Origin of the sequence: Micromonospora sp. NPDC051196, assembly GCF_040682415.1 — a bacterium.
Classification (GTDB): Bacteria; Actinomycetota; Actinomycetes; order Mycobacteriales; family Micromonosporaceae; genus Micromonospora.
This window is the reverse complement of the sequence record NZ_JBFBAY010000001.1, coordinates 670,713-692,758: the sequence shown is the minus strand read 5'-3', so window position 1 is coordinate 692,758 and position 22,046 is coordinate 670,713. Positions and strand designations below refer to the sequence as shown.

At 68.7% G+C, this 22,046-nt stretch carries 18 protein-coding genes, 2 tRNA genes and 1 pseudogene; 5 read left to right on the top strand and 16 right to left on the bottom strand.

Going from position 1 to position 22,046, the window contains the following annotated elements; translation table 11 throughout:
• Window positions 1-440 precede the first annotated feature (440 nt).
• The gene (locus tag AB0M35_RS03175; protein ID WP_363740825.1) at window positions 441-1,088 is read left to right on the top strand and encodes a DUF433 domain-containing protein; all 648 of its coding nucleotides are present in this window, start codon (window positions 441-443) and stop codon (window positions 1,086-1,088) included.
• Window positions 1,051-1,464 (top strand): hypothetical protein, encoded by a 414-nt coding sequence (locus tag AB0M35_RS03170; RefSeq protein ID WP_363740822.1) that lies wholly within the window; start codon window positions 1,051-1,053, stop codon window positions 1,462-1,464. Before AB0M35_RS03175 ends, AB0M35_RS03170 begins: the two co-directional genes overlap by 38 nt.
• Before the next feature lie 136 nt (window positions 1,465-1,600).
• Here AB0M35_RS03170 and AB0M35_RS03165 read toward each other — a convergent pair.
• A tRNA-Lys gene (locus AB0M35_RS03165) sits at window positions 1,601-1,676 on the bottom strand.
• A 186-nt stretch (window positions 1,677-1,862) separates the two neighbouring features.
• On the opposite strand from AB0M35_RS03165, the gene AB0M35_RS03160 reads away from it, so the two are divergent.
• On the top strand, window positions 1,863-3,116 hold the full coding sequence (locus AB0M35_RS03160; RefSeq protein WP_363740820.1) for an Ig-like domain-containing protein: 1,254 nt from the start codon (window positions 1,863-1,865) through the stop codon (window positions 3,114-3,116).
• Between the two features lie 126 nt (window positions 3,117-3,242).
• Window positions 3,243-4,529, top strand: coding sequence for an Ig-like domain-containing protein (locus AB0M35_RS03155; RefSeq protein WP_363740818.1), 1,287 nt, complete (start codon window positions 3,243-3,245; stop codon window positions 4,527-4,529).
• Window positions 4,530-4,642: 113 nt separating this feature from the next.
• On the opposite strand, the gene AB0M35_RS03150 is transcribed toward AB0M35_RS03155, so the two are convergent.
• From AB0M35_RS03150 to orn, 12 genes are all read right to left on the bottom strand, one after another.
• Window positions 4,643-5,389: a GntR family transcriptional regulator gene (locus tag AB0M35_RS03150; RefSeq protein WP_363740816.1), complete on the bottom strand. Its 747-nt coding sequence runs from the start codon at window positions 5,387-5,389 to the stop codon at window positions 4,643-4,645.
• Window positions 5,390-5,470: 81 nt separating this feature from the next.
• Window positions 5,471-6,673, bottom strand: a complete 1,203-nt coding sequence (locus AB0M35_RS03145) for a membrane dipeptidase (RefSeq protein ID WP_363740814.1) — start codon at window positions 6,671-6,673, stop codon at window positions 5,471-5,473.
• Window positions 6,674-6,705: 32 nt separating this feature from the next.
• On the bottom strand, window positions 6,706-7,695 hold the full coding sequence (locus AB0M35_RS03140; protein WP_363740812.1) for a dipeptide ABC transporter ATP-binding protein: 990 nt from the start codon (window positions 7,693-7,695) through the stop codon (window positions 6,706-6,708).
• Window positions 7,679-8,662 carry an ABC transporter ATP-binding protein gene (locus AB0M35_RS03135; protein ID WP_363740809.1) on the bottom strand — a complete coding sequence of 328 codons (984 nt, stop codon included), beginning with the start codon at window positions 8,660-8,662 and terminating at the stop codon, window positions 7,679-7,681. The genes AB0M35_RS03140 and AB0M35_RS03135 overlap by 17 nt, the downstream gene beginning before the upstream one ends.
• Window positions 8,659-9,495, bottom strand: coding sequence for an alpha/beta hydrolase (locus AB0M35_RS03130; protein ID WP_363740807.1), 837 nt, complete (start codon window positions 9,493-9,495; stop codon window positions 8,659-8,661). The genes AB0M35_RS03135 and AB0M35_RS03130 overlap by 4 nt, the downstream gene beginning before the upstream one ends.
• Entirely contained in the window at window positions 9,492-10,673 is a 1,182-nt protein-coding gene (locus AB0M35_RS03125; protein ID WP_363740805.1) for a Xaa-Pro peptidase family protein, read from the bottom strand. Before AB0M35_RS03125 ends, AB0M35_RS03130 begins: the two co-directional genes overlap by 4 nt.
• 3 nt (window positions 10,674-10,676) lie before the next feature.
• A complete protein-coding gene (locus AB0M35_RS03120; RefSeq protein WP_363740803.1) occupies window positions 10,677-11,558 on the bottom strand; it encodes an ABC transporter permease in 882 nt (293 codons plus the stop codon).
• Between the two features lie 91 nt (window positions 11,559-11,649).
• Window positions 11,650-12,603 carry an ABC transporter permease gene (locus AB0M35_RS03115; RefSeq protein WP_363740801.1) on the bottom strand — a complete coding sequence of 318 codons (954 nt, stop codon included), beginning with the start codon at window positions 12,601-12,603 and terminating at the stop codon, window positions 11,650-11,652.
• A 31-nt stretch (window positions 12,604-12,634) separates the two neighbouring features.
• The gene (locus AB0M35_RS03110; RefSeq protein WP_363741875.1) at window positions 12,635-14,257 is read right to left on the bottom strand and encodes an ABC transporter substrate-binding protein; all 1,623 of its coding nucleotides are present in this window, start codon (window positions 14,255-14,257) and stop codon (window positions 12,635-12,637) included.
• A gap of 2 nt (window positions 14,258-14,259) precedes the next feature.
• A complete protein-coding gene (locus tag AB0M35_RS03105) occupies window positions 14,260-15,462 on the bottom strand; it encodes a membrane dipeptidase (protein ID WP_363740798.1) in 1,203 nt (400 codons plus the stop codon).
• Between the two features lie 330 nt (window positions 15,463-15,792).
• Window positions 15,793-15,865, bottom strand: a tRNA-His gene (locus AB0M35_RS03100).
• Window positions 15,866-15,954: 89 nt separating this feature from the next.
• Window positions 15,955-16,551, bottom strand: a complete 597-nt coding sequence (gene orn, locus AB0M35_RS03095) for an oligoribonuclease (RefSeq protein ID WP_363740795.1) — start codon at window positions 16,549-16,551, stop codon at window positions 15,955-15,957.
• A 66-nt stretch (window positions 16,552-16,617) separates the two neighbouring features.
• Between orn and AB0M35_RS03090 the strand changes: the two genes are divergently transcribed.
• A complete protein-coding gene (locus AB0M35_RS03090) occupies window positions 16,618-17,913 on the top strand; it encodes a glycosyltransferase 87 family protein (RefSeq protein ID WP_363740792.1) in 1,296 nt (431 codons plus the stop codon).
• Window positions 17,914-18,519: 606 nt separating this feature from the next.
• Here the strand turns inward: AB0M35_RS03090 and AB0M35_RS03085 are convergent.
• From AB0M35_RS03085 to AB0M35_RS03075, 3 genes and pseudogenes are all read right to left on the bottom strand, one after another.
• A pseudogene (locus tag AB0M35_RS03085) lies at window positions 18,520-18,795 on the bottom strand (hypothetical protein); the annotation flags it as partial.
• A 750-nt stretch (window positions 18,796-19,545) separates the two neighbouring features.
• Window positions 19,546-20,319 carry a YcnI family protein gene (locus AB0M35_RS03080; protein WP_363740789.1) on the bottom strand — a complete coding sequence of 258 codons (774 nt, stop codon included), beginning with the start codon at window positions 20,317-20,319 and terminating at the stop codon, window positions 19,546-19,548.
• Between the two features lie 14 nt (window positions 20,320-20,333).
• Window positions 20,334-21,989, bottom strand: a complete 1,656-nt coding sequence (locus AB0M35_RS03075) for a copper resistance protein CopC (RefSeq protein ID WP_363740787.1) — start codon at window positions 21,987-21,989, stop codon at window positions 20,334-20,336.
• Window positions 21,990-22,046: the final 57 nt, after the last annotated feature.

Here is a 22,046-nt window from a genome sequence, read left to right as displayed (position 1 = left end):
CTGAATTCCTCGACGGGCCAGCCGGGTGAGGTCGGGTAATGATCTTCGCCAAGGATGACCCGTGCAGATTGCCGAGGCTGGTCCTCAGATCCTGAAGGGAGTTGCCCTGCAGGTGCACCGTTGAGCTGGCAGGACTCCAGTGGCCCGGCTGTCGCGCAGCCGCAAGTCGTCGAGGACGGCACCGGGCCAGGAGTTGTCCCAGCCTGGCCGGCTGTCGAACGAGCCCAGTTGTCCCACGTGGGCCAATCGTCGAACTTACTGCGTCGACCGACGGTACCGCTCGGGACGGATCGATACCCAGACGGAGGAGGTGTTCCGGCGCGGCGTCAGGCCGATACACCTTGAGCAGATGTAGACAGGCGTGTCCAGCCAAGCGGAGGTCCATACAGTCGTCGTAGATGTGCGATGCTCGGGCCGTCAGCCAGGACAAGGAGTGAGCCATGATTGACAAGTTCACGGTTCCACTGCTGACCCCGTACGAAGCCGCTACGCACCTCCAGATCCCCGAGCGCACGATGCGCCGCTGGCTGCACCAGGACGCCGCTGGTTCGCCGCTCGTACACAGCGTCAAGCCGGAGCGACGGGGCTGGCCGTCGGTGCCGTTCATCGCGCTGGTCGAGGCCTACGTGCTCCGCGCTCTGCGGGATCTCGGCCTGTCCTCCCGGAAGATCGCTGATGCGGCGGCGACCGTCAGGATCCAGTTCGGCACCGAATATGGGCTGGCGACGCGCAAGATTGCCACCGACGGCATCGACGTGTTCGTGCACTATCTCGACAGCGACGAGCTTGCCCGCGCATCGGACGGGCAGATGCCGATCCGGCAGATCGTCGAGAACTACCTGCAGTACATCGCATGGGACGACGACGGGTTCGCCAAGCGGTTGACCCTGCGGCGCTACGACCCGGCCGTCGCCCAGGTTGTCATTGACCCACGGTTCGCTTGGGGTGCTCCCATCGTTGAGCCTGCCAAGGTCACCGTTGACACGATCCTCGGCATGTGGAGAGGCGGAGAAAGCCCCGATGTCGTTGCCAGCGAGTACGGACTGAGCGTTGAGCAGGTCGAAGCGCTCATCCGAGTCGCCGCTTGAGTTTTTCGCTGACCGTTGCCTCGGCAAGCAAGCTCCAGCGTTGCTGATTGATCTGGGCTGGATTATCCACGTCATCAGTGATCATTTCCCCGACGATGCCCAAGCGGTCAGCGACCCCGAGTGGATCGAGTATGGGCTACGACGTGGCTGGTCGCTGCTCACCCAAGACGAACGGATCTCCACGCAGCCTGCGGTGAAGGCAATGCTGCGTGAGTACGGCGGATGTATTCACTGCCTGGATAGCGCGAACCTGGCAATCCAGGCACGGGTCGCTCGCTTCGAAGCACAACGCCGGACGATCCATCAGAACGCGCGAGACCGGCGCGTGGGCTTCTTCCTTGTACGGGAGCGCGGGGCGCCGCGCCGGAAGCGGTAGTCGCAAGACGCCCCGGGTTAGGACTCATCCACCGCGTCCAACGGCTCCCGAGCACCCAGCGAGCAATCACCCACCACCGGCGAACGCGAATAAGGCCCCGACCGGCAGAGATCTGCCAGGTCAGGGCCTTGCTCGGTGGTGCGCCGCCAGGGACTCGAACCCCGAACCCGCGGATTAAGAGTCCGCTGCTCTGCCAGTTGAGCTAGCGGCGCTCGTTGGCAACGGGGAGAACACTAGCATGGCCCGCGAACCGGGTTCCAATCCGATCCCCGGGTCGTCCCTTCGGCCGAGCTTCTGCGGACATTCGGTACCAAAGGTGCACAAGCTTTGGGACGGGCTGATGCCGGATGGCTCAGGTACGGCACGATGTCCGCCAGGTGCGTGAGACAGGGGTGGGGATGGGCAGGTTCGCGCGGGCCGGGGCGTTGCTGGGTGCTCTGGGCCTGGTGGCGTCGCTGGCGTTGTCGGGTTGCAGTGGCGATTCCAGTGGTGCCCAGTTCGTGGAGGGTAGTCAGCCGACAGCGACCGGTTCGGCGACGCCGGGCACCCCGGAGGTGTCCAGTGGGCCGCCGTTGGCGGTTAGCCCGGCCGACGGCGCGAAGGACCGCCCGGTCAGTGTGGAGATCGGGGCGAAGTTGCCGGACGGCGGCAAGGTCACGCAGGTGACGTTGACCACCGAGAACGGCAAGAAGGTCAAGGGCAAGCTGCGTACGGACGGCTCCTCGTGGGTGCCGTCGGCGCCGTTGAAGTGGTCCACCAGCTATACCGCCACGGTCACCGCCAGCCAGCCGGACGGCGCGGTCAGCGAGGGCACCAGCACGTTCACCACGATGGCCAAGCCCAGCTCGGTGATCAATTCCGGGTTGTACCTGTTCGACGACCGGACGTACGGGGTGGCGATGCCGGTGGTGGCGGAGTTCCACCCGGGCATCGCGAAGAAGGATCGGGCGAAGGTGCAGAAGCGGATGTTCGTGCAGACGGATCCGCCGCAGCCGGGCGCCTGGCACTGGGTGGGCAACGGCACCCAGGCGTACTACCGGGCGCCGGAGTTCTGGAAGCCGGGCACGAAGATCTCCGTACGCATCGCGCTGGCCGGGATCCCGCTGAGCAACGGCCGGTACGGCAACGTCGACCGCACCGCCACCGCCAAGATCGGCTCCGCCTTCGAGATGAAGGTGACGAACTCCGACAAGCAGATGCGGGTGTACGAGAACGGTGAGCTGATCAAGACGCTGCCGGTGAGCCTCGGCAAGAAGAAGACTCCCTCCTCCAGTGGCACCCTCGTGGTGATGGAGAAGAAGGAGGCGACGGTCTTCGACACGATGGACGACCCGGACCCGGAGAACCGCTACGTCACCGACATCCAGTTCGCCCAGCGGCTCACCTGGGGTGGCGAGTACATCCACGCCGCGCCCTGGTCGGAGCATGTGCAGGGGCGGCAGAATGTCTCTCACGGCTGCGTGAACGTCTCCATGGCGAACGCCCGGTGGCTGTTCGAGCGTACGAAGATCGGCGACCCGATCACCATCACCGGCACCGAGCGTGAGTTGGCGGCCGGCAACGGGTGGACCGCGTGGGATCTGAGCTGGGCGGAGTTCGTCAAGGGCAGTGCGTTGCCGGTTCCGGACGGTGGTGCTGGGTCGGCTCTGTGACCGAGGCTGGATATGTCACTATCCGGACATCCCGCTTCACGTGTTTCGGTTCACCATCGGCAACGGGTACGTGAACTGATGCGTCAGTGATGTGGATGGGCAGCGGACCACAACTGTGAGGACACCATGCGAGTTCGGGACCAGCGCAACCGGCGGCGGGGGGTGCTCGCCGCGGGAATGCTCGCCGTGGCGTTGGCACTGACCTCCGCCTGCACGGGCGGTAAGGGCAGCGACGATGCGCCGGGCTGGCAGGGCGGTGCCGATCAGCCGGCTGCCAAGGCATCGGTGACCATCAGCGAGCCGGCCGCCGACGCGAATAACGTGCCGGCCGCCACGGCCATCACCTTCGCCGCCCAGCAGGCGGAGCAGACCTCGGTCGAGCTGACCGACTCCGCCGGGAAGAAGGTCAAGGGCACCCTCGCCCAGGACGGTAAGAGTTGGCTGCCGTCGAAGGCGTTGTCGTACGGCGAGTCGTACACCGTCACCGTCACCGCAACCGGCGACGACGACCTTCCGGTGACGGCCACCAGCGCATTCACCGTGATGAAGCAGCCGAGCAAGCAGGTACGGATCACCAGTTTCCTCGGCGACGACCAGACCGTCGGGGTGGCCATGCCGCTGATCGTGAAGTTCGGTCGGGCCATTCCGGAGCAGTACCGGGCCGAGTTGCAGCGGCGGATGACGGTGACCTCGTCGCCGGCCCAGGAGGGCATCTGGCACTGGGTCAGCCCCACCGAGGTCCGCTACCGGCCGAAGGAGTTCTGGCAGGCCGGGAGCAAGGTGTCGTACCGGGTGCAGGCGGGCGGGCTGCCGCTGGGGGACGGCTGGTACGGCCGGGCCGACCTGACCGTCGACATCAAGATCGGCCCCAAGCTGGTCATGACGGTCGACAACAGCACCAAGCGGATGGTGGTCACCCGCGACGGCGAGACGATCAAGACGATCCCGGTGAGCCTGGGCAAGAAGAGCACCCCGTCGTCCAGCGGGACGATGGTAGTGATGGAGAAGCTGCGCAAGACGGTCTTCGACACGTTCGACGAGTTGGGCCCGGAGGACGGGTACCGCACGAAGATCGACTACGCCCAGCGGTTGACCTGGGGTGGTGAGTTCATCCACGCCGCGCCCTGGTCGGAGGGGCAGCAGGGCACCACGAACGTCTCGCACGGCTGTGTGAACGTCTCGATGGCCAACGGCGCCTGGCTGTTCAACAACACCAAGGTCGGTGACCCGATCGTCGTCAAGGGCACCGAGCGCAAGCTTCAGCTCGGCAACGGCTGGACGGACTGGAACGTCAGCTGGGAGCAGTACGTCAAGGGCAGCGCCCTGCCGTACGAGCCGACCGCGGACGAGCCGGCAGCGGACGTGCCGACCGAGGAGCCCGACCCGGACGTCTCGGCCAGCGCCACCCCCTGAGCCTGCCCTGTCAAACCGGCGGCCGACGCACCGGAGCGGTCAACCACCGATCCCCGGGCGTCGGCCGCGTGGCAAGCAGCCCCAGATGCTCACCGGCAAGCAGCCCCACATGCTCATCGGGCAGGCTGAGGGTCCCCACCTCGGCTGATCTTCAGGGTCAGCACGTCGGTGCGTACCGTGAAGTGCCCGTGGAAGAGGGCGGCGCCGTTGCTGCCGTACCCGATCTGGGTGGCGGTGATCAGCGGATGGCCGACCGCCACGCCGAGCCGGGCGGTCGACTCCTCGTCGGCGAGGACGGCGGCGAGTTCGATCTCGGCCCGGCACACCGGCATGCCGGTGGCGCTGGCCAGGAACTCGAACATGTCCAGGTCGATGCTGACCAGCCCGGACGGGTCGAGGTCCCGGCCGTCGAAGCTCAGCGGCAGGTGGTCACGGATCCAGGCGGCGGGAACGCCGTCCACGGCGAAGAGACGGTCGACCCGCCACACCGGCGCCTCCGGCGCCAACCCGAGGACTTTCGCGCAGTCAGGCGGGCAGGTAGCCCGACTGACTGCGGCGTCCTGAAGGGTCGGCCGGTGGCCGGAGGCGGTGATCCGGTCCCGCAGCGCCGTGACGTCGCTGATCGACACCGGCACCCGCTCGGCGCCGTCGTGCACGAAGGTGCCGATCCCCCAGGTACGGGTCACCACTCCCTCGGCCGCGAGTTGGCCGAGCACCTCGCGTACGGTGGCCCGGCTGACCTCCAACCGCTCGGCCAGGTCCCGCTCGTTGGGCAGCTTGTCGCCCGAGCGGAACTCACTGCCGATCAGCTCCCGGAGCCGGCCGTGCGCAGCTTGTAGCGCGGTTTCGCGCCGAGCCATCCGCCCTCACCTCATCGTTTCGCCGTCGACGGCCTAGGGAGTGTAGTTCGTCGGTGCACACCAGGCCGATCGGCCGACAGGTCACCAGACCTGTTCGAGCACCCGGATGGTGTTGCCGCCGATCACCTTGGCGATCTCGTCGTCGGAGTAACCGTGCGTGACCAGCCAGCCGACGATGTTGCCGAACGCCTCGCCCGGGTTCTCCAGTCCGGACACGTACTCCACCCGCGGGTGTTCCGGCCGGTTGCCGGCGTCGTGGGCGTAGTTGCCGGCGTAGGTGTTGTGCACTCCGACGTGGTCACCGAACATCGTGTCCGGACCGAAGGTGACGTGGTCGATGCCGACCAGGTCGACGCAGTACGTGAAGTGGTCCATCACCGACTCGATCGAGTGGTGCTTGTGCGCCTCGGAGAGGGTGGTGTGCGGGGCGGCCTCGATGCCGATCACGCCACCCCGCTCGGCGCAGGCCCGGATCACCTCGTCCGGCTTCATCCGGGAGGTGTCCCACACCGCGCGGGCACCGGCGTGGGTGATGAACACCGGCACCCGGCTGGCCTCGATGACGTCCAGACAGGTCTGGTCGCCGGAGTGCGAGATGTCGATGGCGATACCGAGCTTGTTCATCCGGTCCACCGCACGCCGCCCGAAGTGGGTCAGCCCGCCGTCGTGCTTCTCCGAGAGGCCACCGCCGAGCATGTTCGCCTGGCTGTAGGCGATGCCGAGCTGGCGGACACCGAAGCCGTACAGGATGTCGATGCGGTCCAGCTCGTTCTCGATCGGGCTGCTGCACTCCAGGCCGGCGACCAGAGCCAGCCGGCCGTCCCGCTTCGCCGCTCGGATGTCGGCCAGCGAGGTCGCCAGGAATACGTGATCCTGCTTGTAGAGGTCACTCATCCGCATCCCGAGGGCATAGATGAGGTCGTTCCACTTCCAGCCGTTCTCGCTGGTCACACAGGAGGCACCAGCCATGAAGTTGTCGAAGACGGCGGTCAGGCCGGAGCGGGCCAGGCCCTCGTAGCCGGTGCGCTGGCGCGCCGTCCGGTTGTAGGCGCGCAACTCGCGGACGTCCTCGGGCAGGATCACCGGATGCTCGTGCAGCGAGATGGCGGTGTGCTCGGTGAGCAGCCGGGTCACCCGCGCACGCTGGGCGTCGGTCAGGCCGAGGTCGTGCTCCGGCACCCGACCGACTTCCTTGGCCAGCTCGAACACCCGGTAGTCCGAGTGCGGCTCCAGGTACGAGTACGACCTGTGGCCCTGGTACCGGGGGGCGGGATCTAGCAGCAAGACCTTCTCCTTGTCAGGACGGTAGCCGGCCGTCACGCGGCCAGCGGATAGTGACAGGCGACCGGATGCTCACCGGCGGCCAGCGGGGGTTCGGTGGTGGCACAGGTGTCGGTCGCCTGCCAGCAGCGGGTCCGGAAGCGGCAACCCGACGGCGGGTTGACCGGGCTGGGCGGGTCACCGGCCAGCAGGATCCGCTGTCGCTGCCGACGGCCGGCCGGGTCGGGCACCGGCACCGCGGAGAGCAACGCGCTGGTGTACGGGTGCTTGGGCGACTCGTACAGGTCGATCTCCGGACCGGTCTCCACCAGCTTGCCGAGGTACATCACGGCGACCCGGTCGGAGATGTGGCGCACCACCGACAGGTCGTGGGCGATGAAGACGTACGCCACGCCCAGCTCCTCCTGGAGCCGTTCCAGCAGGTTGACCACCTGGGCCTGCACGGAGACGTCCAGTGCGGAGACCGGCTCGTCGCAGACGATCACGTCGGGGTTCAACGCCAGTGCCCGGGCGATGCCGATGCGTTGACGTTGCCCGCCGGAGAACTGGTGCGGGTAGCGGTCCAGGTGCAGGCTGGCGTCGAGACCGACCAGGTCGAGCAGTTCCTTGATCCGCTCGACCCGGCGCCGGCGGTCCAGCACGTCCGGGTGGATCTCGAAGGGTTGGAGCAGGATCTCCCGGATCGTCCGGCGCGGGTTCAGCGAGGTGTACGGGTCCTGGAGCACGATCTGGATCCGTCGGCGCAGCGCCCGCAGCTCCCGCCCCTTGGCCTGGTGCACCACCGAGCGGCCGAAACGCACCGCGCCGGAGGTGGGCTGTTCCAGCCCGACCAGCATCCGCGCGAGGGTGCTCTTGCCGCAGCCGGACTCCCCCACCACGCCGAGCGTCTCGCCCCGACGCAGGTCGAAGGAGACACCGTCGACGGCCTTGACCACCCCGCCGGACACGAACGGGATGCGTCCCTTGACGGGGAAGTGCTTGACCAGGTTCTCGACCCGTAGCACCACGTCATCGCTGGGTGGCACCGAGCACCTCCTCGTGGTGGTGGCAGGCGCTGGCCCGGTCGGCCGGCAGCGCCCGCAGCGGCGGCAGGGTCACCAGGCATTCGTCGGTGGCCCGTGGGCAGCGCAGGTGGAAAGGGCAACCGGTGGGCAGCCGAGCCGGGTTCGGTGGGGCGCCCGGGATCGCGTACAGCTGCTCGTCGCGCCGGTCCACCCGGGGCATCGAGGCGAGCAGCCCTTCGGTGTACGGGTGCGCCGGCCCGGCGAAGATCTGCTCGACCGTGCCCCGTTCGACGATCCGCCCGGCGTACATCACCGCCACGTCGTCGGCGACCTCGGCCACCACACCCAGGTCGTGGGTGATCAGCAGCAGACCCATGCCGCTGTCCCGCTGGATCTCCGCGAGCAACTCCATCACCTGTGCCTGCACGGTCACGTCCAGGGCGGTGGTGGGTTCGTCGGCGATCAGCAGGTCCGGTTCCAGGGAGATGGCCAGCGCGATCATGATGCGCTGGCGCATGCCGCCGGAGAACTGGTGCGGGTAGTCGCGGAGCCGGTCCTTGGCGGCCGGGATGCGTACCCGGTCGACCAGTTCGATCGCCCGGCGTCGGGCGTCGGAGCGGGACATGCCCCGGCGTACCCGCAACACCTCCGTGATCTGGTGTCCGATGGTGAAGACCGGGTTGAGTGCGGCCATGGCGTCCTGGAACACCATGCCGATCTCCTCGCCGCTGATCCGCTCCCGCTGTTTGCGGGGCAGGCTGAGCAGCTCCCGGCCACGCAACCGGACCGAACCGGTGACCGTGGCGGGCGGCGAGTCGAGGATGCCCATCACCGCCTGCGCGGTGACGCTCTTGCCGGAGCCGGACTCGCCGAGGATGGCCAGGGTCCGTCCGGAGTCGACTTCGAGCGACACCCCGTTGACCGCGTTGACCGGCCCGCTGGGGCTGGGAAACGCGACCCGCAGGTCGTCGATCTCCAACAGGGTCATCGCAGCACCCCGGCTCTGCCCAGGAAGTCCCGCACCACCTGCTGGAACAGCTCGGGTTCCTCCAGCTGCGGCGAGTGGCCGGACTTCTCGAAGACCACCAGCTCACCGTTGGGGACCAGGTCCGCGATGACCTGCGAGGCGGCCACCGGCGTACGCCAGTCGTGGCGTCCCACGGTGACCAGGGTCGGGCAGGTGATCGACGGCAGCTTCGGCTTGAGGTCGTAGCGGGGCATGTTCTGCCCGAAGGCGGCGTTGTGGGTCCGGTAGTGGAAGCGGGTGGCGGCCAGCCGCGCCTCGTCCTTGGCCGGATCGTGCTGGTGGTCGTAGAGCGGCAGGATGGCTCGCCAGTACTCGCGCAGCTGCTCGTTGCTCTCGAACCGGCCGGTGCCGATCCGGTCGATGACCCACTCCGGGATCACCGAACGGTCGGTGTTGCGGGCCCGCTCGACCGCCAGGTAGTCGTGCGCGGTGTCGGCCGCGGTGTCCCGCAGCACCAGCGCGGATACCCGGTCGGGGTGGGCGATGGCGTACTCCAGGGCGATGAACCCGCCGTACGATCCGCCGGCCATGACGATCTTCTCGTAGCCGAAGTGCTCCCGGATCGCGTCCACGTCGGCCACCCACTGCTCGTGGGTGAACGGCTCGTCGTCACTGGACTCGCCGGAGCCCCGGGCGTCGAAGACGATGACCCGCATCCGGTCCGCGAAGGGACCGAACGAGCGCTTCGGTTCGCTGCGCGAACCCAGACCCGGCGCGCCGTGGTGCACGATCATCGCCGGTCCGTCCTCGGGGCCGAACGCCTCGACGACCAGTTCCGCTCCGTTGATTTTCATCGGACCCCCTCGATGATGTTGGATGCCAGGTCGCGCGGGTAACCGGTGAGCCGGCGCGGGCCGTTCTCCTGCACCAGGACGGTGTCGGAGATGCGGTAGCCGGCGTGTCCGGGCACGTAGACACCGGGCTCGCTGGAGAGCAGCATCCCGGGGGCGAGCACGGTGTGGTCGCCGTCCTCGACCCACGGCGCCTCGTGGTTCTGCAGCCCGATGCCGTGCCCCTGCCGGTGCCGGATGTAGTCGCCCAGCCCCTGATCACGCAGCACGTCCAGGCAGATCTTGTTGACCTCGGCGCAGGTCCGGCCGGCGATCATCGCCTGGGTGCCCACCTCCTGCGCCTGCCGGTCGGCCTCGTAGTAGCGCACCTGCTCGGCGGTGGGCTCACCGATGACGAAGGTGCGTTCGCTCTCCACGAAACGGCTGGCCACCGCCGCGCCGAGGGAGAGGATCAGGGTGTCGCCCGGTCGTACCCGTCGGCGGGTTGGCACTCCGTGCGGCAGCGCCGAGTTCGGGCCGGCGTAGACCAGTCCCCCGGCCAGCTTGGTGGTGTAGACGACCAGGTCGTAGTGGGCGTACATCTGATCGGTGCCGTAACCGATGACGTGCCGGGCGATCTCGTCCTCCCGGGGCAGCGGGCCGCCGGAGGCCAGCGCCTCCTCGATCAGCCCGCGCCCGGCGGCGAGCATCTCGTCGCAGATCCGGGCGGCCGCCTCGTGGAACGGGATCTCCTCGGGGAACTTGCAGAGCCGCAGCTGCGCCACCGCGTCGGTGGTGACCAGCTCGGCGCCGCCGATGGCCCGGGACAGGGCCCGGTACGCGGCCACCGACACGCCGGCGCTCACGCCGATGCGACGTCCCGCCCCGCCGGGCCGGGACAGCGCCGCGGCCAGGGTCTCCTCGGCACTGACCACACCCGGGTACTCGAAGTAGCTGACCATCGGCAGCGTCACGCCCTGCTGCGCGGCGTACTCCTCGTCCAGCCGGGGGATGACCAGCAGCGGCTCACCGTCGCGCGGCATCCACAGGTAGACCGGCCGTTCGGTGGCGATGTAGAAGAAGCCGCTGAGGAAGGCGACGTCCGGCGGCGAGGTGGCCAGGAAACCGTCCAGGCCGCGCGCGTCGAGCGCCTCGCTGAGTCGGGCTCGGACGCTGGTGTAGAAGCTGTCGGGAAGTCGCACTGGTCAGCCTCCGTTGCGGCGGGGGTCACGGGCGTCGTTGAACCGCATCCCGGCAAGGGTCGCGGCGAGCACCAGCAGCAGGATCGCCAGGGACGGGAAGAGGGTCTGCCACCAGGCGATCGCGATCGTGCCGCTGCGCTGGGCGTTGAGCAGGATCCGACCCCAGGACCAGGCGTCCGGGTCGCCGAGGCCGAGGAAGCTCAGGCCGGCCTCGGAGATCACCGCCCGGGAGGCGGTGAGCAGCACACTGACGATCATCAGGGAAACGACGGCGGGCAGGATCTCGCGGGTGACGATCCGCCAACCGGTGGCGCCGAGCACCCGGGCCCCGTCGATGTAGGGCATCGCGCTGATCACCAGGCCCTGCGAGCGGATCAGCCGAGCCACCTCGGGCCAGGCAAAGAACCCGATGATCAGGGTCAGGGTCACCACGCTGGGACTGACCACCGCGGCCAGCATGATCATCAGGGGCAGGGTGGGCAGCGCCAGCATCACATCGGTGATCACCGTGGCGACCGCGTCGATCGGACGGAAGTACGCCGCCGCCAGACCGATCGTCGTACCCAGCACGATCGCGATCAACGAGGCGGCCAGACCGATCACCAGACTGGTCCGGGTGCCCCAGACCACCTGGGCGAAGACGTCCTGCCCGAGATCGTCGGTGCCGAACCAGTGCGCGCCGGACGGCGCTTGCAGGACATCCGGGCCGGCGCCGCTGGGCTCGTCGGCGATCAGCGGCGCGAAGACCGCCATCAGCACCATCACGAGCAGCACCAGCACCGACAACGCCACGGTGGGCTGCCGCAGGTAGCCGTACCAGGAGGACCGCTTGGACGCCGTCGGCGCCGACGGCAGAGCCTGCTCGGTCAGCACAGGGGCACTCACGGCACCCTCCCTTCGTTCACGGTGGCGGGGACGCTCACGGCACTGGCTTGGTTCGCGACTGCGGGGCTCCGCTGCGCTGCACTCCTCGCGCTCACAGGCGGATCCGGGGGTTGAGGACGGCGTAGAGCATGTCGGTCAGCGCGTTGGCGAACACGACGGTGACGGCGAGCATGATGAAGGCCCCCTGGATCACCGGGTAGTCCTGCTGCCCGACCGCCTCGTAAATGAGCCGGCCGACCCCGGGATAGGCGAAGACCGTCTCGGTCAGCACCGCACCGCCCACCAGGGTGCCCAGTTGCAGGCCCATCAGGGTCAGCGCCGGCAGGATCGCGTTGCGCAGGCCGTGCTTCCAGACCCGCCGCCGGGCCGACAGGCCACGGGCCTGGGCGGCACGGATGTAGTCCTCACCGAGGACCTCGATCATGTTGGTCCGCAGGGTCAGCGCGTACGGGCCGAGTTGCACCAGGACCAGGGACAGCACCGGCAGCACCAGGTGGTGGGCCAGGCTCAGGTAGGCACCCATCCCCCGGGTGTCCGGGTCGATCGCCCCACCGATCGGGAACCAGCCGAGCTGGGCCCCGAAGAAGACCAGCAGCAGGATGGCGACGCTGGGCACGAAGAGCGCGTTGGCGCTGATGCCGAAGCCCTGCAGCGCCCGGTCGAGCCACTTGCCACGGTTGACCGCGGCGGTCACGCCGATCGGGATACCGACGGCGATGGTCAGTACGAACGCGCTGCCGGCCAGCAGCAACGTCCAGGGCAGCCGGTCGAGGATGATGTCGGTGACCGGCTGGATCTGCCGGAACGAGATGCCCAGGTTGCCCTGGACCAACTCGCGCAGGTACGACACGTACTGCTCCCACAACGGACGGTCCAGGCCGTACGTCTTGAGCAGTGCCGCCTGCATCTCCGGCGTCATGTCGCCCTCGACCATGAGGGTCGTGGGGTCCCCCGGCAGCAGCCGGAGCAGGAAGAACGTCGAGGTGATCGCGATCCACACGGTCAGGACGGCCTTCAGTGCTCGGCTGAGCACGAAACGCACCACGGGGGACCCCTCCTTTCCCTCTGGTTGGGGGTTACTTGACCGGAGTGACCTGGGCCAGCGAGTACGCGGTGACCATGCCGAGCAGGTCCGACGGCGACGGGACGAAGCCGGTGAACTTGCTGGCGTTGTAGGCGAACTGGAAGTTCTCCACGTACAGCGGCGTCAGGTACGCCTGCTCGTGCACGACCTTGTCAATGTTCTTGATCTTGGTCTTGAACTCTTCGGTGTCGGTGGTGCCGGCCGCGTCGTTGATCAGCGCGTCCATCTCGGCCGACTCGAGCAGGTTGTAGTTGATGCCACCCGGGTTGCTGGACAGGTAGGTGCTGCGCAGCTGGTCCATCGGGTTGTCGAACACGCCCCACTGCGAGGCGTCGATGTCGTACTCACCGTTCTTGGTGCGGGTGAGGAAGGTGTTCCGCTCGACGCACTCGTTCTCCAGCTTGATGCCGGCCTTCGCCGCGCTCTCCCGGAAGAGCTGCACCACGCGGGTGATGTTGGCGTTGGACTGGTCGCAGGCCACGCCGAAGGACAGCTCGTCGAAGAGGCCGTCGTTGTTGGCGTCCTGGTAACCCGCCGCGCTCAGCTTGGCCTTCGCCCCCTCGGGGTCGAACGGGTACGGCTGGAGCTCGGTGTTGTCGTACTCCGAGAAGATCGGCGAGATCGGCCCGGCCATCTGCTGGCCGTCACCCTGAAGCACCGCGGAGATGATCGCCTTGGTGTCGATCGCCATCGACAGCGCCTGCCGGACCTCCTGGTCGGCCAGGTACTTGTTCTTCATGTTGTAGGTCAGGTGCGCGAAGCCGAGCGCGCCGACCTTCTCCAGCTTGATCTTGTCGTCGCCCTCGAAGGTCTTCGCCGCCGAGACCGGCACCGGCGTACCCATCAGGTCGATGTCACCGTTGCGCAGCGCCAGCATCATCGTGTTCACGTCCGGGTAGACGCGGTACTCGACCTGGCTGACCGCGGCCTTGCCCTCCGGCGCGAGCGGGTAGTGCTCGTTGCGCTTCATCACGTAGCGCTGGCCCTTGGTCACGCTGTCCAGGACGAACGGCCCGGCACCGACCCAGTTCGAGTCGTTGGCGAACTTGGAGAGGTCACCGGCCGGCTCGAAGATGTGCTTCGGCACGATCGCCATCCAGAAGCCGACGCCCTCGGCGAACGGCGCGTACGGCTGGGAGAGCTTGAACTTGACCGTGGTCGGGTCCGGCGCCTCGACCGACTCGACCCAGGTCAGCTTGGCCGCGACGTTGCCGAGCTTGTACTCCATGATCTTCTCGGCGCTGAACTTGACGTCGTCGGCGACCACCGGCTTGCCGTCGGACCACTTGAAGTCGTCCCGCAGCTCGAAGACGGCGGTCTTGCCGTCGTCCTCGTAGCGGTACTCCTTGGCCAGCTCCGGGGCCTTCTTCGCGTTCTCGTCGATCCGCAGCAGGTGCGGGTACATCGCGTTGAGAATCCACGAGTCGGTCTTGCTGAGCGACTGGAGCGGGTTGAAGTTGCTGACGTCGGTGGTGGTGCCGATACGCAGCACCGTCTCCGACGACGAGTTGCCGGTCGACGAGTTGTTGTCCTCGTTCAGGCCACAGCCAGAGACACCCAGCGTGGCCACCACGCCGAGCGCGACAGCGAGCCGCCAACGACCCTTCACTGCCATTTTCACCAAACCTCCTGAAGAACCCGGATGATGTTGCCGCCGATGACCTTGGCGATCTCGTCGTCGGAGTAACCGTGCGTGACCAACCACCCGACGATGTTGCTGAAGCACTCCGCCGGGTTTTCCATGCCGCTCACGTACGGAACCCGCGGGTGGTCCACCACCCCGTGGGCCTTACCGATCGCCAGGTGCTGGGTAAAGCTGTCGTGCAGTCCGACGTGGTCACCGAAGTTGGTGTCCGGGCCGAACGCGACGTGGTCGATGCCGACCAGCTCCACGCAGTACGTGAAGTGGTCCATCACCGACTCGATCGAATGGTGTGGGTGGCCCGCCGAGAGGGTGGTGTGTGGAGCGGCCTCGATGCCGATCACGCCACCCCGCTCGGCGCAGGCCCGGATCACCTCGTCCGGCTTCATCCGAGGGGTGTTCCAGACCGAACGGGCACCGGCGTGGGTGATGAACACCGGGACCCGACTGGCCTCGATCACATCCAGCGAGGTCTGGTCGCCGGAGTGCGAGATGTCGATGGCGATACCGAGCTTGTTCATCCGGTCCACCGCGCGCCGCCCGAAGTGGGTCAGCCCGCCGTCGCGGTCCTCGGAGAGGCCGGATCCGAGCATGTTCGCCTGGCTGTAGGCGATGCCCATCTGGCGTACGCCGAAGCCGTACAGGATGTCGATCCGGTCCAGCTCGTTCTCGATCATCGTGGCCGCTTCCAGACCCGCCACCAGGGCGATCTGGCCGTTGCGCTTGGCCTCGAAGATCTGTTCCAGCGTGGTCGCCACCACCACGTGGTCCTGCTTGGCGACGTCGGCGAAGCGCAGGCCGATGTCGTAGATGACGTCGTCCCACTTCCAGGCGTGCTCGCTGGTCACGCAGCCGGTGCCGTTCATGAAGTTGTCGAAGACCGCGGTCATCCCGGAACGGGCCAGGCCCTCGAAGCCGAACGAGTTGCGGCCGGTGCGGTTGTAGTCGCGCAGCTGCGTCACGTCGGCCGGCAGGATCTTCGGGTGCTCGTGCAGCGAAATGGCCATGTGCTCGTGCAGCAGCCGGGCGACCCGGGCGTGCTGGTCGCTGCTGAGACCCAGATCGTGCTCGGGCACTCGGCCGAGCTGGGGTGCCAGCTCGAAGACCTTGTAGTCAACGTGCGGCGTCAAGTAGTCGAAAGACTGGTATCCGGCGTAGCGGGGGGCGGGTTCCTGCACTCGTCAACTCACCTCGTCAGTTAAGAGGCACGAGGAATGAGGTCCGACCTCATGCCTTGTGGCAACTTACCGAGGAAAACTCGCGTCAGGTAAGACCTCGTGACGTGTTCGTTATCCGAAACTCGCAACATTCCCGCAGGTCAGGACGGTTACCGGGTCGGCGGATGCGCGCTTGCTCCGAACACCTGAGGTCGGTTGTACGAACAGCGGAGCTGGCCGACCGCATCGCCGATAGGTCAGTGGTCAGACCATGGACAGGGGCCGGTAGCGCCAAAAAGCAGGCCCCCTGCTAGAGGGGGCCTGCTTCGGTGGAGCTTATCCACTTGACTGGGTGACTGATGGGAATTGAACCCACGACAACCGGGACCACAACCCGGTGCTCTGCCAACTGAGCTACAGCCACCATGCCGCCACGCCCGGTCGTTCCCCGAGCGGTGCGAAGAAATCATACCCCCACCACCGTCGACCGCGTCCAGCGGGTTGCGGGGTGGTTCAGAGGCCGGCCGCGATGCCCTTGGCAGTGTCCACATCCGGCCCGGGCAGCGGGACGAAGATGGTACGCCGGTAGTACTCCAACTCCCGGATGCTCTCCCGGATGTCGGCCAGGGCCCGGTGCGCCAGTCCCTTCTGCGGCTGGCCGAAGTACACCCGGGGATACCAGCGCCGGCACAGTTCCTTGATCGAGGAAACGTCGATCATGCGGTAGTGCAGGTGAGCGTCGAGGCGGGGCATGTCCCGGGCGATGAACCCCCGGTCGGTGGCGATCGAGTTGCCGCACAGCGGCGCGGTACGGGGATCCTTGACGTGCCGGCTGACGTAGTCGAGCACCATGTCCTCGGCCTCGGCCAGGGTGACCGTGGAGCGGCGTACCTCCTCGGTGAGCCCGGATTTGCCGTGCATCGTCCGGACGATCTCCGGCATGGCGTCCAGCGCCGCCTCGTCCGCGTGGATCACCACGTCCACACCGTCACCAAGCACGTTGAGATCAGGATCGGTGACCAACGCGGCGACCTCGATCAGCTTGTCGCTGCCGAGGTCCAGCCCGGTCATCTCACAGTCGATCCAGACGAGAAGATCAGCCACCGGCACAGCCTACGCGCAGCCCAAGCCTCGTGGCTGCGCGCCGCCGGGGCCGCCGACCGCTAGGGTTTTCCCGTGCCCGCCGATCCCGCCACACCCTGCGCCATCGACGTAGCGGACCCTGGTGCCCGCCGGGACCGCCGGATACTCGGCGTGTTGGTTATCGCGGCGGCACTACCGGCCCTCTACCTGCCCGGCAGGGTGCACAACTTCTTCGATCTGAAGATCTACATGTCGGCGATGGACTGGTGGGCCGCCGGCAACCCGCTCTACGACTACGTCCAGCCCGACCGGGTGCAGGGCGAGCTGTACTTCACCTATCCCCCGTTCGCCGCGCTCCTGCTGCTGCCCTTCGCCCACCTGAAGCTCGGCGCCACCGTGGCGATCTTCACCGGGCTGACCGTGTTGGGCGTGGTGGTCACCACGAAGTGGCTGCTCGCTCCGGTGATCCGCCGACACCGACTGCCGTACCTGTTCACCGTCGCGGTGGGCGCACTGTTCGTGCTCGGGGTGGAGAGCACCCGGGAAACCATCACCTTCGGCCAGATCAACATGCTGCTGGTGGTGCTGATCCTGGCCGACCTGCTGTTCGCCGTACCCCGCAACAGCCGGTGGGCCGGGGTGGGCATCGGGCTGGCGGCGGCGCTCAAACTGTTCCCCGGCATCTTCGTGGTCTACCTGCTGGCGACCCGGCGATGGCGCGCGGCGGCGGTGGCGGCCGCGACCGCCGCCGGGGCCACCCTGCTCGCCGCCGCGGTCGCGCCCGCAGACTCCTGGCGCTTCTGGGCCCACGAACTGTGGGCCACCGACCGGGTCGGTCGCACCGACTACACCGGCAACCAGTCCCTGTTCGGACTGTTGAGCCGGCTCAGCGCACCGGAGGAGCCGAGCCGCCTGATCTGGCTGCCACTGGTCGCGGCGGTCGTCGGGTACGGGTTGTGGCGGGCGGTCCGTGCCTCGCAGGCCGGTGACGCCCTCACCGGGCTGACCCTGACCGGCCTGGTGGCGGCGTTGATCAGCCCGATCACCTGGACCCACCACATCTACTGGTTCATCCCGGCGGTGGTGATCCTGGTCAACGCGACGCTGAGCACCGACCCGCGAACCACCGAGGGAGCCCGCCGCCGCCGTCGGCTGGGAGCCGTCGCCGTCGGCACTTGCGCCATCATCGTGTACGGCGTGGTGTCCTTCTACGACTGGGGAATCGCCCCGTTGCCCACCGACACCCCCTGGGAGTTCGTCGGACGCAACGCGTACGTGCTGCTGTGCCTGGTGCTGCTCGCCGTCCTCCCGATCCAAACCCGAGCCGGCACCAAGCCCACCGCATCCCCCGAACCAACCACCCACCCCAAAACCCCCATCCCCCAATAACCCCACCCCCACCCCTCGCCTCCCGGCACGCCCCCGCCCTCCCGGCACGGCCCGTCGATCTTGCACTTTCGGTCGCCCGTATACGGCTTTTGCCGCTTTTGCCGCGACCAGAAGTGCAAGATCGACGCTCCCCATCCCGCCACGCGCCCACACCCAGCCCGCGCCCCGCCGCCCAGCCACGCCACGGCACGGCACGCCACGCACGCCACGCCACGCCACGCCACGGCACGCCACGGCACGCCACGGCACGCCACGGCACGGCACGCCACGGCGATCATGCACTCTCGGTCGCCTATTTGCGGGCTTATATACCATCTGTCGCGGCCAAAAGTGCAAGATCGGCGAGGCGGGGGCGCGCGCCCGCCCGGACGCGAGGGCCCGGGCGGGCGCGGTAGCCCGGAGCACAGGCCGGGCAGGGGCGGGCAGGGGCGAGGCGGAGCGGGGGCAGGGCAGGGCAGGCAGGGCGAGGCAGGGCGAGGCAGGGGCAGGCAGGGCAAGGTGGGGTTAGTGGGGTGGGGCTGGGGGGCGGAGGGGGTGGTGGGGGGCGGGGAGGTCGGCGAGGGTTTTCGGGCGGGGTACGGGGGCTATCGCCGCTCGGGCGGCGGGTAGCGCGCTGCCCACCGCGACGAGTTGCCGCTCGGCGAACCGGTTCGGTGACGGGGTACCCAGGCCGGTGAGCGAGCTGATCCCGAGGCGACCGGCGAGTACCGGCACCTGGTCCGGTTCGACCACGAAGACCACCTCGCGGGGGCGGACCGGGCGCAGCAGGAGTAGCGCGGCGACGGTCACCAGCAGCACGCCAGCGGTCAGCGAGCCCCAGGTGGCCGGAGCGAGCCAGCCGGGCCGCAGTTCGGCGCGCAGTTCCAGGGTCAGGTCGGGCCCGCCGTCGGTGCGCATCAGTACCAGGCTCAGCCGCTGGCCGGCCAACTCGTCGGGGGTCCACTCCAGCACTCCGCTGCCGGCGCGGGTCCAGAAGGTCTGCGCTCCGGGTCCGGCCGGTACGGTCGGCCGCTCGCCGTCGGCCGGGGTGACCGGTGCCAACCGGACCGGCAGCGGGCCCCGGGCCAACGCTATCCGCTCGACGACGGCGTACGGTGCGCCGGCCAGCCAGTGTCGTACCTCATCGGCCGGCGCCAGCCCGATGAAGGCCGGGCCGTCGGGGGTGTGGGCGGCCAGCCGCATCCGGGCCTCGCCGACGCGGACGAGCGGCACCTCCTGTCGTACCAGCGCCTCGAGGTCGGTCACCACCACCGCGTGCCCGGTGGTCTGCACGGTCTCGAAACGAGCCGCGTACCCACCGCTCGGGTCGGCGCGATCGGTCAGCAGGCCGAGCGCGGCGGCGCCGATCAGCGCGGTGACGCCGACGGCCAGCAGCAGCATTCCGACCAGCGTCCACACGAAACGCATCCGCCCCATCCCTCTCCGTAGTCAACTACCCGGCCGACCTTACCCAGGACAAACGGCCGATCAGTGGATATCCGGCAGGCACGCGTAGAAGACCTGCGGGCAGCGCCGACCGCAGAGCGCGGCTGGAACGGCGAGACCCGCCGGGTTGTCCCGGCGGGTCTCGCGATGCCCGTCGAAGTAGGCGCCCGGCGAACAGCGGACCTGCTCGGTGCCGTCGGGTCGGGGTCAGGGCGTCGTCGGCGCCTCGCCGCCCTGGTCCGGCCCGCCCGCGACCCGTCGAGTACGCGCGAACGCCAGGCCGCCCAACACCAGCCCCGCCAGCCCGGCCACCAGGCCGGCGACGCCGAGCCCGACCGCCAACCCGGTGCCGTCCTCGTCACCGCCTTCGTTTGCCCCGCTGGCCGTGCCGGGCGATTCGGTGGGCGCCCCGGTCGGCTCCGGCGTGGACGTCGCGGCGGTGAGGGTGAGTACCGGCGCCGGGGTGGCCGGCTCCTCACCACCCGGCTGCGGCTCGTCGATCCAGCGCACCACGCCACCGTCGGAGTAGGTCTGCAACGCCTTGAAGACCATCTGATCCACGTCGGGCAGCGGGCCCATGGAGACCGGGAACTCCTGGAAGGTGCCCGGGGCGATCGCCGCCCCGTCACCGGCCGTCCAGGTGATCTTGGCGATCACCTCGGAGATCTCGGCACCGTGCACCTGCACCGGCGGATCGACCCGACGCTTCTCGACCGCCACCGTCCAGCCGGGCACCGGCATGGTCGACACCGAACCGACCGGGGCGTTCTCCGGCAGGAAGATCTCCAGCTTGGTGGTCGAGGCCTCGTCACTCTCGTTCGGCACCCGGAACGCGAAACGGCCGTAGCCGCCCTGTTTCGCCTCGCTCGGGCTGATCGACACGTGCGCCGACGCGGGCGCCGCGAAACCGAACACGGCCGTGGCGACGGTGCCGAGCGTCAGGGCGACGACGGCACCCACGGTACGCCGGTGACGGATCATCGATGGAACCCTCTCTATCGGATTGACACGGTGGCGGTCACCGTGGCCTGGTCGATCTCGGTGGTACGAGCGGTCACCCGCAGCTCCCACTCACCCGCCGACGGCAGGTTGATCTCGCCGGTGGCGTGGTTGTCGGTCAGCGGCAGCAGCGGTACGTCGATCGCTTCGATCCCCGCCGACGGCAGCGCGACGGTGGCCTTCCACTCCTGGACCGGCAGCGGCTGGTTGTCCAGCGTGTAGGCGTAGAAGTGCACCGAGTTGTTGCCCCGCTGGGCCGGCGACATCTCGATCTGCATGGAGTAGAGCGTGCTCTGCACGGTGGTGGTGAAGTAGCCACTCTCGGCGCCCGTGACATCGGCGCCAGCGGTGCGGGCCGGCGGGGTCTGCACCAGCACCGCCGTCACGGCGAGCACGACCGCGGTGACGGCCAACTCCACCCAGACCGCCCGGCGGACCGGTGCCGGCCGGCTGGCCGCGACCCGCTTGCGCACCAGTTGCCGCGAGTACGCAGCCACCCCGATCACCAGCGCGAACAGCCCGATCTTGGCCAACACCAGCCGGCCGTACGTGGTGCTCACCAGGGCGCTCGGGGTGGCCACCTCGATCAACGCCTGGACGATGCCGGCGAGCAGCAGCGCCGACACCGCCAGGGCGGCCCACCGCGACCAGATCGGCAGGATGGCCCCCAACTCCCGCTCGTCGGCGCGGGGCAGCAGGAACACTACGAGCATCACCAGACCGCCCAGCCAGACGGCCATGCTGCCCAGGTGCACCGCGTCGACGAGCACCGACACGGCCGGGGCGGGCGAGGCCGCCGGGTGCCCGGCCAGCGGCCAGGTGAGCAACGCCGACCCACCGAGCACACCGAGGATCACCAGGTCGGTACGGCCGACCGAGCCGGCGAACAGCGGCCGCAGCAGCACCGCCACGGCGGCCAGCAGCCCCAGCCGGACCAGGTGGGCGGCACCGAACGTGCTGCCCAGCACCAGCCCCAGGCCGCTGCCGGTGATGTCGAACGGGCCGCCACCGTTGGTGTAGGGCACCTGCAACAGGGCCGCCACGACGGTGGAGAACGCGATCAGTCCGAGACCGATCCAGGCCAGCCGGGCCGGCCCGGTCCGGGGCAGCCGACGCGGCCAGAGCAGGGCGAGCACCAGCGTCGCGCCGACCAGCAGCAGCAGCCCGGCGTAGCCGACGAACTTGCTGACCTTGATCGCGTTGCTGACCACCGGGTCGGCCCGGCTGTCGTCACCGGTGTCCACCGGCGGTTCGGACGGCGCGCCGACGGAGTAGGTGAACGCCCCGGAGACCGGGTGGCTGTCAGCGGAGATCACCCGGTAGGTGACCAGGTAGGTGCCGTTACCGGCGGAGATGTCGACGGGGATGTTCACCACGCTGTCGGCGAAGGTGGGCTCACCCCGGTCGACCCGCGATCCGTCTGGCGCGATCACTCGGATCTTGTCCGGTACCTTGCGGACCGGCTCGCTGAAGGTGAGCACCACCTCGGTCGGCGCGTTCGGCACCACGGACGAGGCGGCGGGGCTGCTGCTGGAGAGCACGGCGTGCGCCGCGGCCGGGCTCGCCGGAGCGAGCAGCAGGGCGACGACGGTCACCAGCAGACCGGCAGCGGCGGTCAGCCGGGCGAATCGGCGGCGAGGGGCGGCAGTCATGCTGGCCATGCTCGCCGATTCAGGGCCGGGAGTCATGCCCGGGTAGTCGGACGCCAG